The 17985-nt window shown below is 55.6% G+C and carries 14 protein-coding genes, 9 tRNA genes and 1 pseudogene; 6 read left to right on the top strand and 18 right to left on the bottom strand.

Features of this window, described 5'->3' with window-relative positions:
- Window positions 1–113: 113 nt before the first annotated feature.
- Together ada and F451_RS0110670 are read left to right on the top strand one after the other, a co-directional pair.
- A complete protein-coding gene (ada, locus tag F451_RS0110665; protein ID WP_020681361.1) occupies window positions 114–1229 on the top strand; it encodes a bifunctional DNA-binding transcriptional regulator/O6-methylguanine-DNA methyltransferase Ada in 1116 nt (371 codons plus the stop codon).
- Between the two features lie 101 nt (window positions 1230–1330).
- On the top strand, window positions 1331–2173 hold the full coding sequence (locus F451_RS0110670; protein ID WP_020681362.1) for a DNA-3-methyladenine glycosylase family protein: 843 nt from the start codon (window positions 1331–1333) through the stop codon (window positions 2171–2173).
- A 48-nt stretch (window positions 2174–2221) separates the two neighbouring features.
- On the opposite strand, the pseudogene F451_RS28605 reads toward F451_RS0110670, so the two are convergent.
- Window positions 2222–2404: pseudogene (locus F451_RS28605) on the bottom strand (LysR family transcriptional regulator); the annotation flags it as partial.
- 142 nt (window positions 2405–2546) lie between these two features.
- Here F451_RS28605 and F451_RS0110675 point away from each other — a divergent pair.
- Both F451_RS0110675 and F451_RS0110680 read left to right on the top strand, forming a co-directional pair.
- Window positions 2547–3554: an NADP-dependent oxidoreductase gene (locus tag F451_RS0110675; protein ID WP_020681363.1), complete on the top strand. Its 1008-nt coding sequence runs from the start codon at window positions 2547–2549 to the stop codon at window positions 3552–3554.
- An 88-nt stretch (window positions 3555–3642) separates the two neighbouring features.
- Window positions 3643–4323 carry a type 1 glutamine amidotransferase domain-containing protein gene (locus F451_RS0110680; protein WP_020681364.1) on the top strand — a complete coding sequence of 227 codons (681 nt, stop codon included), beginning with the start codon at window positions 3643–3645 and terminating at the stop codon, window positions 4321–4323.
- 338 nt (window positions 4324–4661) lie between these two features.
- Here F451_RS0110680 and F451_RS0110685 read toward each other — a convergent pair whose 3' ends face one another.
- The 8 genes from F451_RS0110685 to F451_RS0110720 all read right to left on the bottom strand — a co-directional run bounded on the left by F451_RS0110685 (window position 4662) and on the right by F451_RS0110720 (window position 10934).
- The gene (locus tag F451_RS0110685; protein ID WP_240476465.1) at window positions 4662–6485 is read right to left on the bottom strand and encodes a protein adenylyltransferase SelO; all 1824 of its coding nucleotides are present in this window, start codon (window positions 6483–6485) and stop codon (window positions 4662–4664) included.
- 285 nt (window positions 6486–6770) lie between these two features.
- Entirely contained in the window at window positions 6771–7697 is a 927-nt protein-coding gene (locus F451_RS0110690) for a LysR substrate-binding domain-containing protein (protein ID WP_276202598.1), read from the bottom strand.
- A 45-nt stretch (window positions 7698–7742) separates the two neighbouring features.
- A tRNA-Leu gene (locus F451_RS0110695) sits at window positions 7743–7829 on the bottom strand.
- Window positions 7830–7835: 6 nt separating this feature from the next.
- Window positions 7836–7909, bottom strand: a tRNA-Cys gene (locus tag F451_RS0110700).
- A 54-nt stretch (window positions 7910–7963) separates the two neighbouring features.
- A tRNA-Gly gene (locus F451_RS0110705) sits at window positions 7964–8039 on the bottom strand.
- Window positions 8040–8125: 86 nt separating this feature from the next.
- Window positions 8126–8674 (bottom strand): CDP-diacylglycerol--glycerol-3-phosphate 3-phosphatidyltransferase, encoded by a 549-nt coding sequence (gene pgsA, locus F451_RS0110710; protein WP_026291677.1) that lies wholly within the window; start codon window positions 8672–8674, stop codon window positions 8126–8128.
- A 36-nt stretch (window positions 8675–8710) separates the two neighbouring features.
- Window positions 8711–10636, bottom strand: a complete 1926-nt coding sequence (gene uvrC / locus F451_RS0110715; protein ID WP_020681368.1) for an excinuclease ABC subunit UvrC — start codon at window positions 10634–10636, stop codon at window positions 8711–8713.
- Window positions 10617–10934 (bottom strand): hypothetical protein, encoded by a 318-nt coding sequence (locus F451_RS0110720; protein WP_020681369.1) that lies wholly within the window; start codon window positions 10932–10934, stop codon window positions 10617–10619. Before F451_RS0110720 ends, uvrC begins: the two co-directional genes overlap by 20 nt.
- A gap of 54 nt (window positions 10935–10988) precedes the next feature.
- Here F451_RS0110720 and F451_RS25345 point away from each other — a divergent pair, with 54 nt between their 5' ends.
- Window positions 10989–11942, top strand: coding sequence for a DUF1853 family protein (locus F451_RS25345; RefSeq protein WP_276202597.1), 954 nt, complete (start codon window positions 10989–10991; stop codon window positions 11940–11942).
- Between the two features lie 152 nt (window positions 11943–12094).
- Here F451_RS25345 and clpX read toward each other — a convergent pair whose 3' ends face one another.
- The 9 genes from clpX to F451_RS0110770 all read right to left on the bottom strand — a co-directional run bounded on the left by clpX (window position 12095) and on the right by F451_RS0110770 (window position 16637).
- Complete coding sequence (gene clpX, locus F451_RS0110730; protein ID WP_020681371.1) at window positions 12095–13378, bottom strand: ATP-dependent Clp protease ATP-binding subunit ClpX; 1284 nt, start codon at window positions 13376–13378, stop codon at window positions 12095–12097.
- Window positions 13379–13477: 99 nt separating this feature from the next.
- Window positions 13478–14113, bottom strand: coding sequence for an ATP-dependent Clp endopeptidase proteolytic subunit ClpP (gene clpP, locus F451_RS0110735; protein WP_020681372.1), 636 nt, complete (start codon window positions 14111–14113; stop codon window positions 13478–13480).
- Window positions 14114–14213: 100 nt separating this feature from the next.
- The gene (gene tig / locus F451_RS0110740; protein ID WP_020681373.1) at window positions 14214–15560 is read right to left on the bottom strand and encodes a trigger factor; all 1347 of its coding nucleotides are present in this window, start codon (window positions 15558–15560) and stop codon (window positions 14214–14216) included.
- Between the two features lie 277 nt (window positions 15561–15837).
- Window positions 15838–15913, bottom strand: a tRNA-His gene (locus F451_RS0110745).
- A gap of 129 nt (window positions 15914–16042) precedes the next feature.
- Window positions 16043–16118: transfer RNA gene (locus F451_RS0110750), tRNA-His, on the bottom strand.
- A 119-nt stretch (window positions 16119–16237) separates the two neighbouring features.
- Window positions 16238–16313 (bottom strand) — tRNA-His (locus F451_RS0110755).
- 20 nt (window positions 16314–16333) lie between these two features.
- A tRNA-Leu gene (locus F451_RS0110760) sits at window positions 16334–16418 on the bottom strand.
- 15 nt (window positions 16419–16433) lie between these two features.
- Window positions 16434–16509, bottom strand: a tRNA-His gene (locus F451_RS0110765).
- Between the two features lie 51 nt (window positions 16510–16560).
- A tRNA-Arg gene (locus F451_RS0110770) sits at window positions 16561–16637 on the bottom strand.
- Window positions 16638–16974: 337 nt separating this feature from the next.
- Here F451_RS0110770 and folD point away from each other — a divergent pair.
- The gene (folD, locus tag F451_RS0110775) at window positions 16975–17835 is read left to right on the top strand and encodes a bifunctional methylenetetrahydrofolate dehydrogenase/methenyltetrahydrofolate cyclohydrolase FolD (protein ID WP_020681374.1); all 861 of its coding nucleotides are present in this window, start codon (window positions 16975–16977) and stop codon (window positions 17833–17835) included.
- Window positions 17836–17985: the final 150 nt, after the last annotated feature.

A 17985-nucleotide genomic window follows, 5' to 3' on the forward strand; every position in this document is an offset into this window, starting at 1 on the left:
ATCGTTTTTTAACTCGTGGAATTCAACAGCAAGAGTCGGAGTGACCTGTGGGCCCCGCCCCGCTACAGTGGAGACCGAACACAACAGCGTGATGAATCCGGAGCAGCAGATCCATGACTGCAGCAGGCAAACAAGCTCAGCAACCAGAGCAGCAAAGTCAGGCCTCCTGCGCAGATGCGCGCTGGAGCGCCGTGCTGCGGCGCGATCCTGACGCGGACGGTGAGTTTGTCTATGGCGTAAAGACCACCGGTGTCTATTGCCGGCCCAGCTGCCCGTCGCGAGCCGCCCGGCCAGAAAATGTCGACTTTTTTAATACCGCGCAGGAGGCGCAGCGGGCCGGGTTCCGGCCCTGCAAGCGCTGCCGGCCCGATCAAGCCTCGGCAGGCACGCAGCAGCGCGCAAAGATTGCCGCGCTGTGTCGAATGATCGACGCGGCGCCACAGCTTCCGACGCTGGCCGAACTCGCCGCGAGCGCAGGACTCAGTCGATATCACCTGCACCGCGTGTTCAAGCAATTCACCGGGCTTACACCCCACCAGTACGCCAAAGCCCGGCAGGCCCGGCGTCTTCGTGATGCACTGGACCAGGCGGATACGATCACCGATGCGTTTAACGATGCCGGTTACGGCTCCAGTGGCCGCTTTTATGCAGAATCGACCCAGGTACTTGGCATGACTCCCGGACTTTACCGCGCGGCAGGCGCCAACATGCAGATTCAGTTTGCCGTTGGGGACTGCTCCCTCGGTGCTGTCCTCGTGGCACAAAGTGAGCTGGGCATCTGCGCCATTTTGCTCGGGGACGACCCGAATGCGCTGCTGCAGGATCTGCAACAACGTTTTTCCAGGGCTCGGCTGGTGCCGGGCGATGCGGCCTACATGCAGCGTGTCGCGCTGGTGGCCGGCTTCGTGGATCATCCGGCCAGCGGTCTGGATCTGCCACTGGATATTCGAGGCACGGCCTTTCAGCAACGGGTATGGCTTGCGCTGCGGGATATACCACCGGGGCAAACGCTAAGTTACGCCGAGCTCGCCGAGCGTATCGGCTCACCCAAGGCGGTCCGCGCGGTTGCCGGCGCCTGCGCCGCTAATGCCCTCGCCGTTGCCATTCCCTGCCATCGCGTGGTTCGCAGCGATGGCGGGTTGTCCGGCTATCGCTGGGGTATTGAACGCAAGCAGGCATTGCTGCACAGCGAACATGAGAGCCTGCCCGAGCCCCCGGCCGTAAAATGAACGCCCACTCAGGCAGCGGAATATCAAATGCTGATCAAGCCCCCACCGGGGTTGTGCGCGCTAGCATCCCGCTGCCAGCCCAGTATTGCCGGTCTGACTTCATGGCATTTCATCGGCGCGATCATGAGGAAGTGGCCGAGCGCGTGACGCCCTGCAGCCTCACCAAGGGCCTGAGCTGGGACGGTTACCCGGCCTGCCTGACGATTGTGTTTGATGAGTATCAAGCCGAGGTTCGACTCGACATTGACGGCGACTGTAACCATCCGGCGCCTGTTGCAGCCTTGCTTGAGCGCAGGGTGCGCAGCATGCTTGGCCTGACTCAGCCAATAGAGGAATTTGAGCGGCAATACCGGCAGCACCCGCAGCTTGGCGTTTTGATACAGCGCCTGCCAGGGCTGCGCATACCGCTGGTGGCGACTCCATTCGAGGCGCTCAGCTGGGCGATAATTGGGCAGCAGATCAGTGTGCATGCAGCGATCAGCATTCGTCGGCGCCTGATACGGGCGGCCGGCGCACGGCACTCCAGTGGCCTCTGGTGCTACCCGAATGCACATCAAATCAGCCAGCTTGACGACAGTAGTCTGCGTGCGGCAGGGCTTTCGATGAGCAAAACGCGCACTTTTCGAGTGCTCTGTGACGCGCTTGGTTCGGACGGGTTGCAGCTGGAGAATGAAAGCTGCAATGTCGAGGCGCTTGGCGCTGAGCTCTTGCAGTTGCATGGTATCGGTCCCTGGACGGTGAATTACGCACTGATGCGCGGCTACGGCTGGCTGGATGCGTCTCTGCACGGCGACGTTGCAGTACAGCGTGGCCTCGCGCAATTGCTGGCAATGCCCCACAAGCCGAGTGAGGCGCATACAAAAAGTTGGCTGGCAGATTTTAGCCCTTGGCGGGGCCTGGTGGCCGCCCATCTGTGGGCGATCGATGTTGCACCGCGCAATTAGCCGAGCAACTGACTGCTGCAAGTGAAGCGCCAGAGCTTGCGCCCGTGGAGTCGGGGCCAAGCCCTTAGGCGTACGTGTAAACAGGGGATCGTTAAACAGCTGACGCAACCGAGCCAAGTTACGGCTAATGGCAGGCTGGTTTAAATTCAAACGCCCGGCAGCACGGGTGACATTTCGCTCTTCCAACAGCACCTGAAAAACCGGCAGTAGATTCAGATCAGCAGAAGACAGGCTAGTTAGATTCTAGGTTGTAACGCTCTTGTTGAATGACTAATAATCATAACAACCATACTCGAAATGCATTAGATGCATTGTAAATAGCAGAATAAACTACTGGCCTGATAACTGACAACGCTTTACCACAGGCCTCGCTATGTACATCGAAGAAAACCAACAGATCCACCTTAAACACCGTCCCGTGGGCCTACCTGTCGCCGAAGATTTCAGTCTCGTTTCGACCCCTATTGCCATGTTGAAAGATGGCGAAGTACTGGTTAAAAACCGGTGGATGTCGGTCGATCCTTATATGCGTGGTCGCATGATTGAGCGCGACAGCTACATCCCGCCCTTTGCCCTCAATAACGTCCTCGAGGGTGGCGCCATTGGCGAAGTGGTCGAATCCAACAACCCCGTGTTTGCCGTCGGCAGCAAAGTCTCCAGCATGAATGGCTGGCGCCAGTATTTCACCACAACCGGTGAAGATCTGCAGGTGCTGCCAGAGACCGGAATTGCTGAACAAGCGTTTTTAGGGGTGCTGGGGATGCCGGGGGTGACGGCCTTTACCGGGCTGACGAAAATTGCAGAGCTTAAACCCAGCGATCGCGTGTTTGTCTCGGCGGCATCGGGAGCGGTGGGGGCCATTGTTTGTCAAATCGCCAAACTGAAAGGCTGCTATGTTGCTGGCAGTGTCGGCTCTGAAGCCAAAGCCCGCTACCTCATGGAGGAGCTGGGCGCTGATGCCGTGGTCAATTACAAAACCAGCGACGACCTGCAACAGGATATTGCTACCGCGTGCCCCGAAGGCATCGACGTCTATTTTGAAAATGTGGGTGGCGCGCATCTGGAAACGGTCCTCAATCTGATGAACGTCAATGGCCGCATAGCCGTCTGCGGCATGATCGATCAGTACAATGCGACAACACCCCAACCGGGGCCTGCAAACCTGTCACAGATTGTCATCAAAAAACTGAAGATGCAGGGCTTTATTGTGTTTGACCACTGGAATGGCTACCCCGCGTTTGTCGAGCAAATGGTGCAGTGGATTCAGCAAGGAAAAGTCAGCTGGAAGGAGACCGTTTTTAACGGCATAGAGCAGGCTCCAGCAGCGTTTATTGGCCTGCTTGAAGGTAAGAATACCGGCAAGATGCTGGTCAGGTTATAAACGCACCCTCAATAACGGCCGACGTGTCTGACTCCGGTCGATCTACACTCTGACTCAAGGCAGGCGGTTTTTTACAAGGAAAAATACCATGAACATCCTATTCGTTTTGAGCTCGCACGACGCGCTCGGTAATACCGGCGAAAAGACCGGCTTCTGGGTTGAAGAGTTTGCGGCCCCCTATTACACCTTTGCTGATGCCGGGAGCCATATCACCCTGGCGTCACCGGCGGGCGGACAACCTCCGGTTGACCCTAAAAGCACTCTGGAGGATTTCCAGACCGATGCCACACGTCGCTTTGATGCGGATAGCGAGCTTCAGAAAAAACTGGCTGCAACGCTACGGCTAGCAGAGGTCTCCGCGGATGATTACGAGGTCATTTTCTACCCTGGAGGCCATGGTCCCCTATGGGATTTAACCACTGACGCCGATTCGATTCGATTGATCGAAGCCTTCGCTCGGCAGAACAAACCGATCTCCGCCGTCTGTCACGCCCCCAGCGTACTGCTGAATGCTAAAGACGCACAGGGAGAGTCGCTGTTTAACGGCAAGCAGGTCACCGGTTTTACTAATACCGAAGAAGCCGCTGTTGGACTGACCGAGGTGGTGCCTTTCTTGCTGGAAGATGAACTGAAGAACCGGGGCGGGCTTTACAGCCAGGGTCCTGACTGGACACCTCACTGTGTCCAGGATGGTGTGCTGATCACCGGCCAAAACCCCGCCTCGTCGACTGCCGTCGCAGAGGCCGTGTTGATCCGACTTAAGGGCTGACCCGACTCAAGGAGTGAGAACGGGGAAGGGCCGAATCCCTTACTTCGCTCCCCATTCTGGATCTATTACCATTCCTGCTTAAAGACTTGAGCGGTAGGGATATATGTCCACACGTTAAGACGATACCTCCTAGGTTGAATGCCAGTTTATGACGGATTTTTCCCGCGGTATGCTTCAGGCGCTTGTCGCTTGTCGCTTGTCGCTTGAGCTAGTGGAGTCATGAACTCACCAAGAAATTTGTTCTCTGCCCCTGCTTTTCTCAATAGACGCTTGGGTGCCGACCGGGCAAGCGGAATCGCTTGAAAATAAGGAGTTGGATTAAACTTAATCGCGAAGAATTATGAGGAACAGCTCATGTGCGACACTCCACCGAGATCGCAGTACTCCGGCGGTTTCAATCGATAGTAGTTATCTTCCACCGCCTTCGACTGCTCAGCGTAAGGCTGGGTCATCACTGCCTGTAGCTCTCTGATTGAATCGTAATCTCCCCTGGCTGCACGTTTATAAGCAGGTGCAAGTAACCACTCTCGTAAACTGTATTTAGGATTAACACATTTCATTTGCTTGGAAACACCGGCGATCAACCGGCTCTGCTCGTTATTTGCATCGTTTCGGTTCGTTATGAGTGATTTCCATTTAACCAGCCACTCGAACCAACGCTGGTCCGTTTCTTCATCTGTATGTCTGTAGAAACTTTTTTTAAGTGGTTTTATGTCATCGGGAACCGACGAGAGCTCGCGGAAGAAGATCGTGTAGTCAACGGGCGTTTGCACCATCAGGTTTACTAGTTCACTGAACAGCGATGGGGCAAACCTCTCAAGTCCAAGTTTTGCTGCCCACATGTTTTCCAGTTCCTTTTGCATGACTGCCACAAAGCCATTGCGAATGGTGTCGAGCTGTTGCGATGCCTCCCTGTTTGAGGCCAAAAGCGGCTGCAATGCCGCACAAAACATGGCGAAATTACGCTCCGCTGCCGCAGGCTGATTCAAAAATGCGAAGTGTTGCCCCCCGCCGGTCCATGGCTGGAAGAACGGGTCGAAGGCTTCACAGAAGCCGAACGGACCAAAATCCAGCGTGAAGCCGCCAGCAGCGCAATTGTCACTGTTGAAATTGCCCTGACAGTAGCCGACACGGATCCAGTTCGCGACCAGCAAAGCTAAGCGGGTACGGAATTCATGGGCAAGCAAAACGACTTTCTCGGTAGTGCTGAGTTGGCCGTCGATGGCTTCGGCGTACTCACGATCGATTAAATGCAGGACGATCTGTTCGAGTTCCTCCAGAGCTGAGGGGTGTTCCCTCTTGCGGGCACGGCGAGCGAAGAGCTCGATCTGGCCAACCCGAAGGAACGACGAAGCAACACGTGTCGAGATCGCAACGGGTTCCTCCACCAGGAGGTCGGGATCTTGTGAGGTTGAACCCTCGGAGTACCAAGGCCGCCGGACCCGCTCTGTTTTCGATACGTATAAACTCAATGATCGTGAAGTCGGTACGCCCAGTGCGTGCATGTACTCCTGAGCCAGGAACTCCCGGGCACTTGAACGCAAAACAGCGCGACCATCAGCGCCGCGGCAATAGGGTGTGCGACCGCCGCCTTTGAGCTGCATTTCCCAGCGTCTACCATTGATGATCGCCTCAAGAACGGAAATAGCACGACCATCGCCATAACCGTTACCCGTCTTAAACGGGCACTGCTGAGAGTATTCGGTGCCGAAGATGGAGAGCGCATAGCCAGTGGCCCAACCCACTTTGCGCAGTGGCGCCGGGACCTGCGAAAGGTCTCCGCTGAACATCCGTACAAAACCCGCTGATTCCGCCATGCTGTCGGCAAGGCCCAGTTCGTCAAACAGACCTTTACTGTGCGCGACGTACTCGGGATCGCCGATGGGTGTGGGTTGAACCGGAACATAGTGTCCCCGAAAGACTTGTCGTGGCGCGTGATCTACTCCATCTGCTGTCGCTTCGGGATCACAGGTTAGTGTATCCATCAGCGAGTAGCTGGCTGTTTTTGCGAGCTCGTCTAACGTCGAGACCGTTGAGAAGGTTTGCTCGGCCTGGCTATTTTTCGTCGGATAAGTTGGATCCAGTAACATGTTTTGCAATTCCTCAAAAAAAATATGACCAGTAGAAGCAAAGCGAGTTCTGGTAATGAGGCTATCGAACAACTCTCCTAAGCCTTGGTTGACCGTAATCTACGGTGCCTAAGCTTTGGCAAAAGAACATAGCTGGTGCGCCACGCCGGGCCTGATCGATTGCGTTTGGCCCCCATTGCGGACTGCTAGCGCTTTCTAATGTGAAGTTCGCCAGTGGCAGCTTCCGCCCCATAGGGGACTCTCAGAAGAACATTGACCGACCGCTTGTGCGCCCCATAGAGCCCGCTGAAAGCCAATGAAGGAGCCTGCGTCTATGCTGGCATGGCGAACTTTTCAGGAGGTGTCTGAAATTGAATCCTAATCGATTTCAACTTCTGAAAAAACCCACTGCTCGAATTGCTGCAGCGCAGCCCGTCCGCTTATAACTTCGGGGTAAGTTAGAAAGTAGCCGTCGTCTGCAAATAGCAGATGGTCGCTGTTTCGAGCCAACCGCCCTATTTCAAGGTCATTGCGGATAAAGCTCAGATCGAGCAGACCGATCGCTTCCCCCACATCAATTGCTTCCAACACCTGCGCGGAACTTGGAACTTCAATGCCGGACAAAGCTCCGGTAAGCGCAACACCAGCTGAGTTGAACCACTCCTGCCACAGGCCACTCATCGAGGCGTTATGTATGAGGGGTTGGGATAACAGTTCTTCGACAGTAAAGGTTCCCCCGTTCCTTGTCAGCAACTCTGGGTGGCAAACAGCCACTATTCGCTTTGCAAATAACCGCTTCGATACCGTATCGGGCCAACGTCCGTTTCCCATCCTGATAGCTGCGTCAAAACGGTCGCTGCGAAAATCCACCAAGTCCGGAGTAGCAATCACCGATAGGTTTATCTCCGGGTGTTGAGCATGAAAGTTCTTCAACCGTGGCAGCAGCCATCGGGTGGCGAGCACCGGTGGCACCGATAACGCCAGAGAGTTGTCTTGTGATCCTCGCAACGCGTTATGGCTGGCTTGGTGAATCTGCTTCAACGGGTCACGAATTTCCGAATAGAGCTGACTCCCTCTTTTTGTCAATCGAATGCTCTTGTCCAGGCGTTCAAACAAGGGATAACCAAGCAACGACTCTAGATTGCGAATCTGATGGCTGACTGCCGAAGGGGTGACGTGCAAACTCGCGGCAGCGTCTTGAAAGCTCAACATTTCAGCTGCAGTGGCGAAGGTGTTGAGGTTGTTTAAGGAAAGTTTAGCCTGCGAACTGCGGGAGAAGAGTAAGAAAGTGTAGCGAGAAGAGATGAGCTTAACTGTGCTTTATGCGAACGCTGCTGAGTGCTTTTAAACTGGTGCCCGGGACCGGAATCGAACCGGTACGCTGTTGCCAGCGAGGGATTTTAAGTCCCTTGTGTCTACCAATTTCACCACCCGGGCGAAAAATGGAGGCTGGAGTCGGAATCGAACCGGCGTACACGGAGTTGCAGTCCGCTGCATGACCACTCTGCCATCCAGCCTCGGATAGCGTCTTACAGGGCTCTTAACATCTGAATGCATCAGGATGTAAAGATTGGAGCGGGAAACGAGACTCGAACTCGCGACCCCGACCTTGGCAAGGTCGTGCTCTACCAACTGAGCTATTCCCGCCTGCTCTGTAAGTGGTGCGTATTATAGAGACCTGCGCTTTTGTGTCAACACTGAAACACAAAATATTTTTCTTAAAGATTAAACACTTACAGATCCTCTCCCAGCAGTGGCCAAGCGGCCTTGAGGTAGAGCACCATTGACCAGAAAGTGAGCAGACCCGCGCCATAAAGGGCGGCTATACCGATCCAGGATAAGGTGGAGTAAGGCGCAAAGGCAACCAGCAGCAGAATGGATACCATCTGTAACGTGGTTTTGATCTTGCCCAGGCCCGAAACCGACACGCTGGCCCGCTCGCCCAGTTCAGCCATCCATTCGCGCAGCGCGGATATCACGATTTCGCGTCCGATAATCACGGCCGCCGGTATGGTCACCCAGACTTCACTGAACGTTTCGACCAGCACCACCAGGGCGACTGCAACCATCAACTTGTCGGCCACCGGGTCGAGAAAGGCACCAAAGGGAGATGACTGGTTCAGTTTGCGCGCCAGATAGCCGTCAAACCAGTCGGTCAAGGCCGCGACACCAAAAATAACCGCGGCCGTCATCGGTGCCCACGTTTCGGGCAGATAATAGAAAAATACGAATACCGGTATCAGCAGGATCCGTAGCAGGGTCAAGATATTAGGAATTTTCATGGAAAACAGCATACCTGCCAGAGGCTCTCCAAAGAGTCATGGATCCGGATGAAGTGCGAAATAGATATCTTCCGCGATTTTGCGGCTTATGGTAGAGACTTTTGCAATTTCTTCAACACTCGCCCGCTCTATCTCCTGCAATCCGCCAAAATGGCGCAGCAGTTCACGTCGCCGCTTGGGCCCAATGCCATCAATACTTTCAAGCCGTGATGTTTTGCGTGCCTTGCCGCGGCGGGCCCGGTGCCCGGTGATAGCAAAGCGGTGCGCCTCATCGCGTATGTGCTGAATAAGATGCAGCGCCGGTGCATCGCCGGACAGGGTGATTTCCTCACCACTTTGCGCCAGCACCAGGGTTTCGAGACCTGCCCGCCGGCTTGGCCCCTTGGCGACCCCGACGATAAGAACGTCGGTGATCTGCAATTCTTCCAGTACGTCGCGTGCCTGGCTGACCTGTCCCTTGCCGCCGTCGATCAGCAATATGTCCGGTAGCTTGCCCTCGCCTTTTTTCAGGCGTGTATAGCGCCGCTGCAAGGCCTGGCGCATGGCGGCATAATCGTCTCCGGCGGTAATGTCGTCGATATTGAAATGGCGATAGTCCGTTTTCAGTGGGCCGTTGCGATCAAATACCACGCAGGACGCCACCGTCGCCTCGCCGGAGCTGTGACTGATGTCAAAGCACTCCAGGCGGTGCGGTATGCCGTCCAGTCCCAGCGCCTCCTGCAACGCGAGAAAACGGTTATAGACATTCTGCTTGCTCGCCATATGGCTGCTCAGCTGCTGCTCGGCATTGGTTTGGGCGAGGCGCTGCCAGCCGGCCTTGTCGCCGCGCACACTATGCTGCAGAACGACCTTGCGGCCACGGCGCTGGCTCAGCGCTTGCTCCAGCGCATCCTGGTCGTTTAATGCCTGGGGCAAGATGACCTGGTCGGGAATTTCACGGCTGGCGCCCAGATACCATTGCGCCACAAAGGCAGACAGTACGTCCGCCTCCGAGTCCTCCACAGAAACCTTCGGGTGGAAGACCTTGCTGCCAATAATGCGGCCGCCGCGGACATACAGCATGTGAATACCAACGCCGCCGTGCTTCAGTGCACAGCCAATGACATCGGCATTACCCTCAAAACCGCTAACATACTGCTGCTCCTGGACTTGCTGCAGGTTGCTGAGCTGGTCGCGCAGCTGTGCCGCCTGCTCAAAATCGAGCTGTGCCGCGGCCGTTTCCATCTGTGCAGCGAGCTCCTGCATGACGGCATTGCTCTTGCCCTCAAGGAACATGCTGGCATGGCGCAAGTCATCGGCGTAGGCCTGTTCCGAGATCAGCCCCACGCAGGGGCCGCTACAGCGCTGAATCTGGTACTGCAGGCACGGGCGGCTGCGATTGCGAAAGAAGCTGTCTTCACAGGGGCGGATACGGAACAGCTTCTGCAACAGATTCAGGCTTTCGCGTACCGCCGTGCCGCTGGGGAAAGGCCCGAAGTAGCTGCCCTTGGCCCGACGTGCGCCGCGATGAAAGCGGACTGCCGGGTAGGCATCCCGGTCTGAAATAAAGATATAGGGGTAGGACTTGTCGTCCCGCAGCAGGATATTGTAGGGCGGTCGCTGCTCCTTGATCAGGTTCTGTTCCAGCAACAGTGCTTCGGTTTCGCTGTTGGTAACCGTCACTTCAATATGCGCAATACGCGTCACAAGCGCCGCCGTCTTGGGCGCAAGGCCTTTAGCGCGAAAGTAGCTGCCCACCCTTTTCTTCAGATTCTTGGCCTTGCCGACATAAAGAATGTCGCCATTGAGCGCGTACATCTGATAGACGCCAGGCCTTGACGTCAAACGCGCAAGAAAGGCCTTGGCATCGAATGCGGACACCTCATCCTGACCTGTCTCAGCCGGCTGCTCCTGGGATGTGGGCGCCGCGTCTGTGACAGCGTCCTGCTGCAGCGGTTCGGTCTCAGTCAGTGGTACGGACATGATCAGCCTTGTTGGCAGCCATGTGCAGATGAACCGCTTCCTTGTGAATCTGCTGCAGCTGCTCTCGAGTATCGTCGGTGATGCCAGCGCCGCGCGACAGGGAAACTTCGAGGAACACGCCGATCTCTGCAAAATGGTACAGTCTTGTATCAAAACTCTTGGCGCGCTTGAGCTTGGTAAGTGACAGGTGGGCGCCACTGACCAGGATGTAGTTGATGTCGGTATCGGACACCATGGGATGGCGATCCCGCTCGCTGATCGGCTTGGTATTGTCGGAGCGTCTCTGTACAAACGTCATTGGGCGGACCTTTTGCTGCGCATCGTTGCGCAAAATGAGAATTACGAAGCATGGATGGAAGCTACTTTAAGTGAGTTTATTGTTCTTGTGAACCTGCCAGCCATAAGCCATGCGCAACAAAGGCTTCAAATACAGCTATTAAGCGAACCCTGTGACCTGCGGCGCGATCTATTGTGGGCACTTGCGGCACCGTCGCTGATGCGCGCGGCAGTCCCCTTTTTCGCCACGCTGCTAGCGCATCCCGTAGCCGATATAGTGCCCGCTGAGGCTCCTGAACGACGCCGCCTTGGGCTTTACTACGAAGACCTGGTTGCTGCCTTGCTTGAGGCGGCTCTGGCACCCGAACCGGTGCATCGCAACATACAGTGCGTACTCGACAACATTACGGCCGGGGAATTCGACTTTCTGTATCGCTGCGCGGGCCGGTGGTTCCATCTAGAAACCGCGGTTAAGTTTTACCTCTGCTGCGGGGATGGCAGCGCTCTGCATCACTATGTCGGCCCCGGGCGGCGGGATCGCCTGGATATCAAGTGGCAGCGCCTGCAGCAGCATCAGCTTGTGCTTGCTGCGCATCCGGCCGGTCGGGAATGCCTCGACCGTCTTGGCATTGCCGCCCCGCAAGCGCGCCTGCTGATGCCTGGTTATCTGTTTTACCGCGCCGGGGTGGATATTCACAGCACCGCACAGCACGGCGATATCAGCCCCGGGCATCTGCGCGGCTGGTGGCTGCCGCTGAGCGAGCTTGCACGGCTGCAGGACAGCTTCGAGCAGCGCTATGCCATCCTTCCGAAACTGCGCTGGCTGTCCCCTGCACGGCTCACAGATGATCAGGCCCTGGACTGGAACGGCCTGCGTGAGGCGCTGCAGCAGCGCCCAGGGCCCGTTCTGGTAGCGCAGCTATCCCAGCTGTCGATCGACGGCACGCCCTGCTGGGGCGAAACGGGACGCGGTTTCGTGGTGCCCGATGACTGGGGCCGGGGTCCAGCGGCGCAAAGATCAAAGGCGTAAAGCTCAAACATGCGGAACCGTTCGCTGAAATGAGTGCCGGGTGAGTCAAACACCCGGAATGAAAAAGGGACGCCGTAGCGTCCCTTTTTTTAAACCCTTATGTCATTAGAGACACGGGCTCTTTACATACAGCGTGCTTTGCACACCACAGATCAGTCTTCCGAGGCGGCCTTGGCCTTCTCGGGAGTTTCATAGATCAGCAGCGGTTCGGATTCGCCCTCAATGACACCCTCGTCGATCACGACCTTGGTGACATTTTCCATCGACGGCAGCTGATACATGGTTTCCAGCAAGACCGCTTCCAGAATCGAGCGCAGGCCACGGGCACCGGTACGGCGATCCAGCGCCTTGCGTGCAACCGCGCGCAGCGCATCCTTGCGGAAATCAACCTCTGCACCTTCCATTTCGAACAGCGCCGCATATTGCTTGGTCAGGCTGTTCTTCGGTTCGGTAAGAATGGTGATCAGCGCTTCTTCATCCAGTTCAGCCAGTACGGCAATCATGGGCAGACGGCCGACAAATTCGGGAATCAGACCAAATTTCACCAGGTCTTCAGCCTCGATACCGGCCAGAATCTTGCTCATGGACTTGCCGTCGTCCTTGCCCTTCACACTGGCGCTAAAGCCAATAGAGCTCTTCTCAGAGCGGGCGCGGATGATCTGCTCCATGCCGGCAAAGGCGCCGCCACAGATAAACAGGATATTGGATGTATCGACCTGCAGGAATTCCTGCTGCGGATGCTTGCGACCACCCTGGGGCGGAACAGAAGCGACCGTACCCTCGATCAATTTCAGCAGTGCCTGCTGCACGCCTTCACCCGAGACATCGCGGGTAATCGACGGGTTGTCAGACTTGCGTGAAATCTTGTCGATCTCGTCGATATAAACAATACCCAACTGCGCTTTTTCGACATCGTAGTCGCACTTCTGCAGCAGTTTCTGGATGATGTTTTCGACGTCTTCACCCACGTAGCCCGCTTCTGTCAGCGTGGTGGCATCGGCGATGGTGAAGGGGACGTTGAGCATGCGCGCGAGCGTCTGGGCCAGCAGCGTTTTACCGCTACCAGTGGGGCCGATCAGAAGAATGTTGCTCTTGCCAAGCTCGACCCCCTGCTCGCGACGCTCTTTGAAGCGCAAACGCTTGTAATGGTTATAGACGGCGACAGACAGAACCTTTTTGGCCTGCTCCTGACCGATCACATACTCATCAAGCGTTTTCTTGATCTCAGCGGGAATCGGCAGGCGATCGCTCTGCTCCTGACTCTCGATTTCCTGGATCTCTTCTCGAATGATGTCGTTGCACAGATCGACACATTCATCGCAGATAAAAACGGATGGACCGGCAATCAGCTTGCGCACTTCGTCCTGGCTTTTGCCGCAGAACGAACAGAACAGCTTGCTGCCTTCTCCGCCTTTACCTTTAATTTCGTCGGACATTCGACTACCTCAACAGTGCGATCGCGTAAACTTAATTGATAATGGCATCTCGGTACAATTTCAACCCGGGATGCCAATTATAATGTGGCGTTTACGTGATCAGCCTTCGATTACGCGACGATCCAGCACTTCATCAATGAGGCCGTATGCCTTGGCCGCATGAGGGTCCATGAAGTTGTCTCGATCGGTATCACGTGCAAGAGTTTCGAGATCCTGACCGGTGTGGAAAGCCAGAATTTCGTTCAGTTTCTGGCGGATCGACAGAATTTCACGGGTGTGAATCTCAATGTCGGTCGCCTGCCCCTGGTAACCGCCCAGCGGCTGGTGAATCATCACGCGGGAGTTCGGCAGCGCAAAACGCTTGCCTTCGGCCCCACCGGCCAGCAGGAATGCACCCATACTTGCCGCCTGACCGATGCACATGGTGCTGACATCGGGCTTGATGAAACGCATGGTGTCATAGATCGCCAGACCCGCGGTGACAGAGCCACCCGGCGAATTGATATAAAGATGGATATCCTTTTCCGGGTTTTCAGCTTCAAGGAACAACAACTGCGCAACGATCAGGTTGGCCATGTGGTCTTCGACCTGGCCTACCATGAAAATCACGCGCTCCTTCAGCAGCCGCGAGTAGATATCGTAGGCCCTTTCTCCGCGCGCAGTCTGCTCGACCACCATCGGTACCAAACTGGAGCTGATTCCCGCTCCCGCCTGCCCTGTAAAGATATCTGACATGCAAATCTCTCCTTAGCCTTATAAGCGAAAAAACGACAGTCAGCATGAGCCAACTGTCGTTTTTCCATGACTCGTTAGAGCGTCGGTCGCTGCAACAGCCTTATTCGGCTGCGGCTTCTTCCGCCGCCTCAGTTTCAGCTTCTGGCTGAGCTGGCTTGATCGCGTCTTCGTAGCTGGCTTCAACTTCCACGACTGTAGCAGATGCGAGCAGCTGATCAACTACTTGATCTTCCATTGCCAAGCTCTGGATCTGGTTCAGCATTTCCTTGTTGCTGTAGTACCAGTCGATAACCTGCTGCGGCTCCTGGTAAGTCTGGGCCTGTTCTTCAACCATGGCGCGAACGCGGTCTTCGTCAACCTTCAGTTCGTTGGCCTTGATAACTTCCTGCACCAGCAGGCCGATCGCTACGCGGCGCTTGGCCTGCTCTTCGAACAGCTCTTTGGGCAGCATGTTGGGGTCAAGGTTGGCGTTGCCGCCGCCGAACTGCTGCACCGCCTGCTTGCGCAGGTTGTCGATTTCGCTGTCAACCAACGGGCTCGGTACGTCAATGGCATTGAGCTCAATCAGTTTGCCGAAAAGCTGCTCTTTGAGCTTCATTTTCAGCGCCTGCTTGAGTTCGCGTTCCATGTTGTTGCGAACCTCAACCTGGAACTCTTCCAGTGTCTTGCCTTCCAGGCCAAACTTGACGAAGAACTCTTCGTTCAGTTCCGGCAGCTCAGAAGCGGACACGCTCTGAACCTTGACCTTGAACAGCGCTTCTTTGCCCTGCAGGTTTTCAGCCTGGTAATCCGCCGGGAAAGTCACGTTCAGCTCTTTTTCGTCACCGGCTACTGCGCCAATCAGGCCAGTTTCGAAACCGGGGATCATGGTGTTGGAGCCCAGCACCAGGTCCATGCCTTCGCCTTTGCCGCCCTCGAAGGCTTCGCCATCGATAAAGCCTTCAAAGTCGATCTTGACCTGATCACCGTCTTCAGCTGCACGCTCAACAACAGACCACTCAGCCTGCTGCTTGCGCAGGGTGTCGATCATTTTTTCCAGATCAGCATCGGTAACGCTGGCGTTTAGCTTCTTGATTTCTGCCGCGGAGAAGTCAGCCAGGGTGATTTCCGGATAGACTTCAAAGGTAGCGGTGAATTCGAAATCTTCACCGGCCTTGTCGTTCTTGAACTCGATGTTCGGTCCGCCGGCGGGCTGCAGTTTTTCCTGCTGCGCCGCTTCGTAGAAGCTCTGCTGGACCACTTCACCCAGCACTTCCTGGCGAATTCCAGCACCGTAGCGCTTCTGAACTATTTTGACCGGCACCTTGCCCGGGCGAAAGCCATCGATACGCACACGACGGGCAGTATCCTGCACGCGGGTTGCTACATCATTATCGATACGCTCGGCCGGAACTGTGATCGTCATCTGACGCTCGAGGCCCGAAGTCGCTTCAACAGAAACTTGCATGGAATTCCTCACAAAACTTGCAGCATTTTTTAATCGCGATCTGCGGACCAATCCGTCTTCGTTAAGACCCGCTCGAGGGCAAACTTGTTCCCGACCAAGCACGGACGCCACAGAACCTAAATTCTAAAGCGCGAAATTCTGTGCCAGTTACCCCGAATAGTCAAGCGGAATACCATTGGAAGCAGCAGAGTTCGCCCTGGGAAATAATCATAAAGGAATTTGGATTTCAATCAAGAAAAACGAATAAAAACAGGAGGATACATCGAAAAAGAGGAAATGGGGTGGACGATGGGGCTTGAACCCACGACCACCGGAATCACAATCCGGGGCTCTACCAACTGAGCTACGCCCACCACAGCGCATGACGCAAATGCAACATGAAGGCAAAGCAGGAGCCTGCCCGTTACACTGGTCAGTTTTCTAACAACAGATAGCCTTACGCGAAAAAATATCACCTTCCCGGCAGCATGACACCTGGGGAATGGGGTGGACGATGGGGCTTGAACCCACGACCACCGGAATCACAATCCGGGGCTCTACCAACTGAGCTACGCCCACCACGGCGATACAAAAACCAGCCTGATTTTCAGGATTTCTGCTTAACAGCATTCACCCGAACTCCACGCCTTGGAGCAGTTTGTCGTTCTGACGCCGACTTCCATGCAACGTGCAAGGAATGGGGTGGACGATGGGGCTTGAACCCACGACCACCGGAATCACAATCCGGGGCTCTACCAACTGAGCTACGCCCACCACAGCGTATAAGACAAACATGGTGCGGACGGGGAGACTCGAACTCCCACACCTTTCGGCACCAGAACCTAAATCTGGCGTGTCTACCAATTTCACCACGTCCGCACTACACATCAGGAATGGGGTGGACGATGGGGCTTGAACCCACGACCACCGGAATCACAATCCGGGGCTCTACCAACTGAGCTACGCCCACCACTGCCTGACTTTTACTTCTACAACTTTTCCGGATAAGCAACTTGCCACATGGCACGCCCGGCAGGAATCGAACCCGCAACCTACGGCTTAGAAGGCCGTTGCTCTATCCGATTGAGCTACGGGCGCATTGCTCCCGCCTTTGAACTTACCCTCTGCAACCTGCGTTGCTTTAGGACCTGTCCAAAGGAGCGGCATATACTACGGCCGAGATTTTTGGACGTCAACTAAAAATATGGATTTTTTTCAGTAAAATCATACTGGTTACATAATAGCCACGAATTTCTGTTAATCACTGCTGGGTGAGTTGTTGTCTCGCAGTTTAGGCGGCCTGCCAGCGGCCAAAACCGTATAAAGGTAACAGTCTGAGTCTATTTAACGAAATACCTGCTTGGCCGCGCACCTGTAACCATGAGAAAATCCGCGCCAGTTAACTACTACCGGCCTCGAGGAATACAGCTCAACGATGACTGCAAACATAATTGACGGTAAGCGGATTGCAGCCCAAATACGTGAAGAAGTGGCCGTGGGCGTGCAACAGCGCCTGGCAGCGGGCAAACGGGCGCCCTGCCTCGCCGTAGTTCTGGTTGGTGTTGATCCCGCCTCTCATGTGTATGTGCGCAACAAGAAAAACGCCTGCGAGGAGGTTGGCATTCAGTCCCTGTCGTATGACATGCCTGCCACTGCAAAGCAGGAAGAACTGCTGGCGCTGGTCGATGACCTCAACGCCAATAGCGAGGTTGACGGCATTTTGGTGCAGCTGCCATTGCCGCGGGAACTGGATGCCAATGCCATTCTTGAGCGCATCCGCCCGGACAAGGATGTAGATGGTTTCCACCCATTCAACCTGGGACGACTGGCTCAGCGCCTGCCTGCCCTGCGCCCCTGCACGCCCAAAGGCGTCATGCACCTGCTGGAATCTACCGGTATCGCCTTTCATGGCAAGGAAGTCGTGGTTGTCGGTGCATCCAACATTGTTGGCCGCCCCATGGGCCTTGAACTGCTGCTGGCCGGCTGCACTGTGACGACAACCCATCGCTTTACCGAGAACCTTGCCGAGCATGTGGGTCGTGCAGAGATCGTTATTGTCGGCGTGGGCAAACCTGGGCTGGTCAAAGGCGACTGGATCAAGCCTGGCGCAGTTGTTATTGATGTTGGCATCAACCGCCTGGACGATGGAAGCCTGGTAGGCGATATCGAATTCGATACTGCAGCCCAGCGTGCGGCCTGGATCACTCCGGTACCTGGCGGCGTGGGCCCCATGACGGTGGCCTGCCTGATGGAAAACACCCTGGAAGCGGCGAACAACCTCGATCAAGTTCAGTAACTCTGTGTCTCACCTGCCTGCCCGTCCTCACCCACGGGCAGCAGTGATTCAATAACGGCGAGACAGGGAGGCAAGACAGAGAGCCGAGCCGCTATTGCCCCCCTCCCCCGTGTTCTACTCGTTTTGGCTATCTACTCGTTTTGGCTACAT

The sequence above is a fragment of the Marinobacterium rhizophilum DSM 18822 genome (assembly GCF_000378045.1).
Taxonomy (GTDB): domain Bacteria; phylum Pseudomonadota; class Gammaproteobacteria; order Pseudomonadales; family Balneatricaceae; genus Marinobacterium_A; species Marinobacterium_A rhizophilum.

What these genes read in the sequence shown, in the direction of transcription:
- pgsA (WP_026291677.1), bottom strand. Translation starts at nt 8,674, where the DNA reads ATGAAAATTCCTAATATCTTGACCCTGCTACGGATCCTGCTGATACCG.
- F451_RS0110720 (WP_020681369.1), bottom strand. Translation starts at nt 10,934, where the DNA reads ATGACGTTTGTACAGAGACGCTCCGACAATACCAAGCCGATCAGCGAG.
- uvrC (WP_020681368.1), bottom strand. Translation starts at nt 10,636, where the DNA reads ATGTCCGTACCACTGACTGAGACCGAACCGCTGCAGCAGGACGCTGTC.
- clpP (WP_020681372.1), bottom strand. Translation starts at nt 14,113, where the DNA reads ATGTCAGATATCTTTACAGGGCAGGCGGGAGCGGGAATCAGCTCCAGT.
- clpX (WP_020681371.1), bottom strand. Translation starts at nt 13,378, where the DNA reads ATGTCCGACGAAATTAAAGGTAAAGGCGGAGAAGGCAGCAAGCTGTTC.
- F451_RS0110680 (WP_020681364.1), top strand. Translation starts at nt 3,643, where the DNA reads ATGAACATCCTATTCGTTTTGAGCTCGCACGACGCGCTCGGTAATACC.
- F451_RS25345 (WP_276202597.1), top strand. Translation starts at nt 10,989, where the DNA reads ATGGAAGCTACTTTAAGTGAGTTTATTGTTCTTGTGAACCTGCCAGCC.
- F451_RS0110670 (WP_020681362.1), top strand. Translation starts at nt 1,331, where the DNA reads ATGGCATTTCATCGGCGCGATCATGAGGAAGTGGCCGAGCGCGTGACG.
- F451_RS0110675 (WP_020681363.1), top strand. Translation starts at nt 2,547, where the DNA reads ATGTACATCGAAGAAAACCAACAGATCCACCTTAAACACCGTCCCGTG.
- ada (WP_020681361.1), top strand. Translation starts at nt 114, where the DNA reads ATGACTGCAGCAGGCAAACAAGCTCAGCAACCAGAGCAGCAAAGTCAG.
- folD (WP_020681374.1), top strand. Translation starts at nt 16,975, where the DNA reads ATGACTGCAAACATAATTGACGGTAAGCGGATTGCAGCCCAAATACGT.
- tig (WP_020681373.1), bottom strand. Translation starts at nt 15,560, where the DNA reads ATGCAAGTTTCTGTTGAAGCGACTTCGGGCCTCGAGCGTCAGATGACG.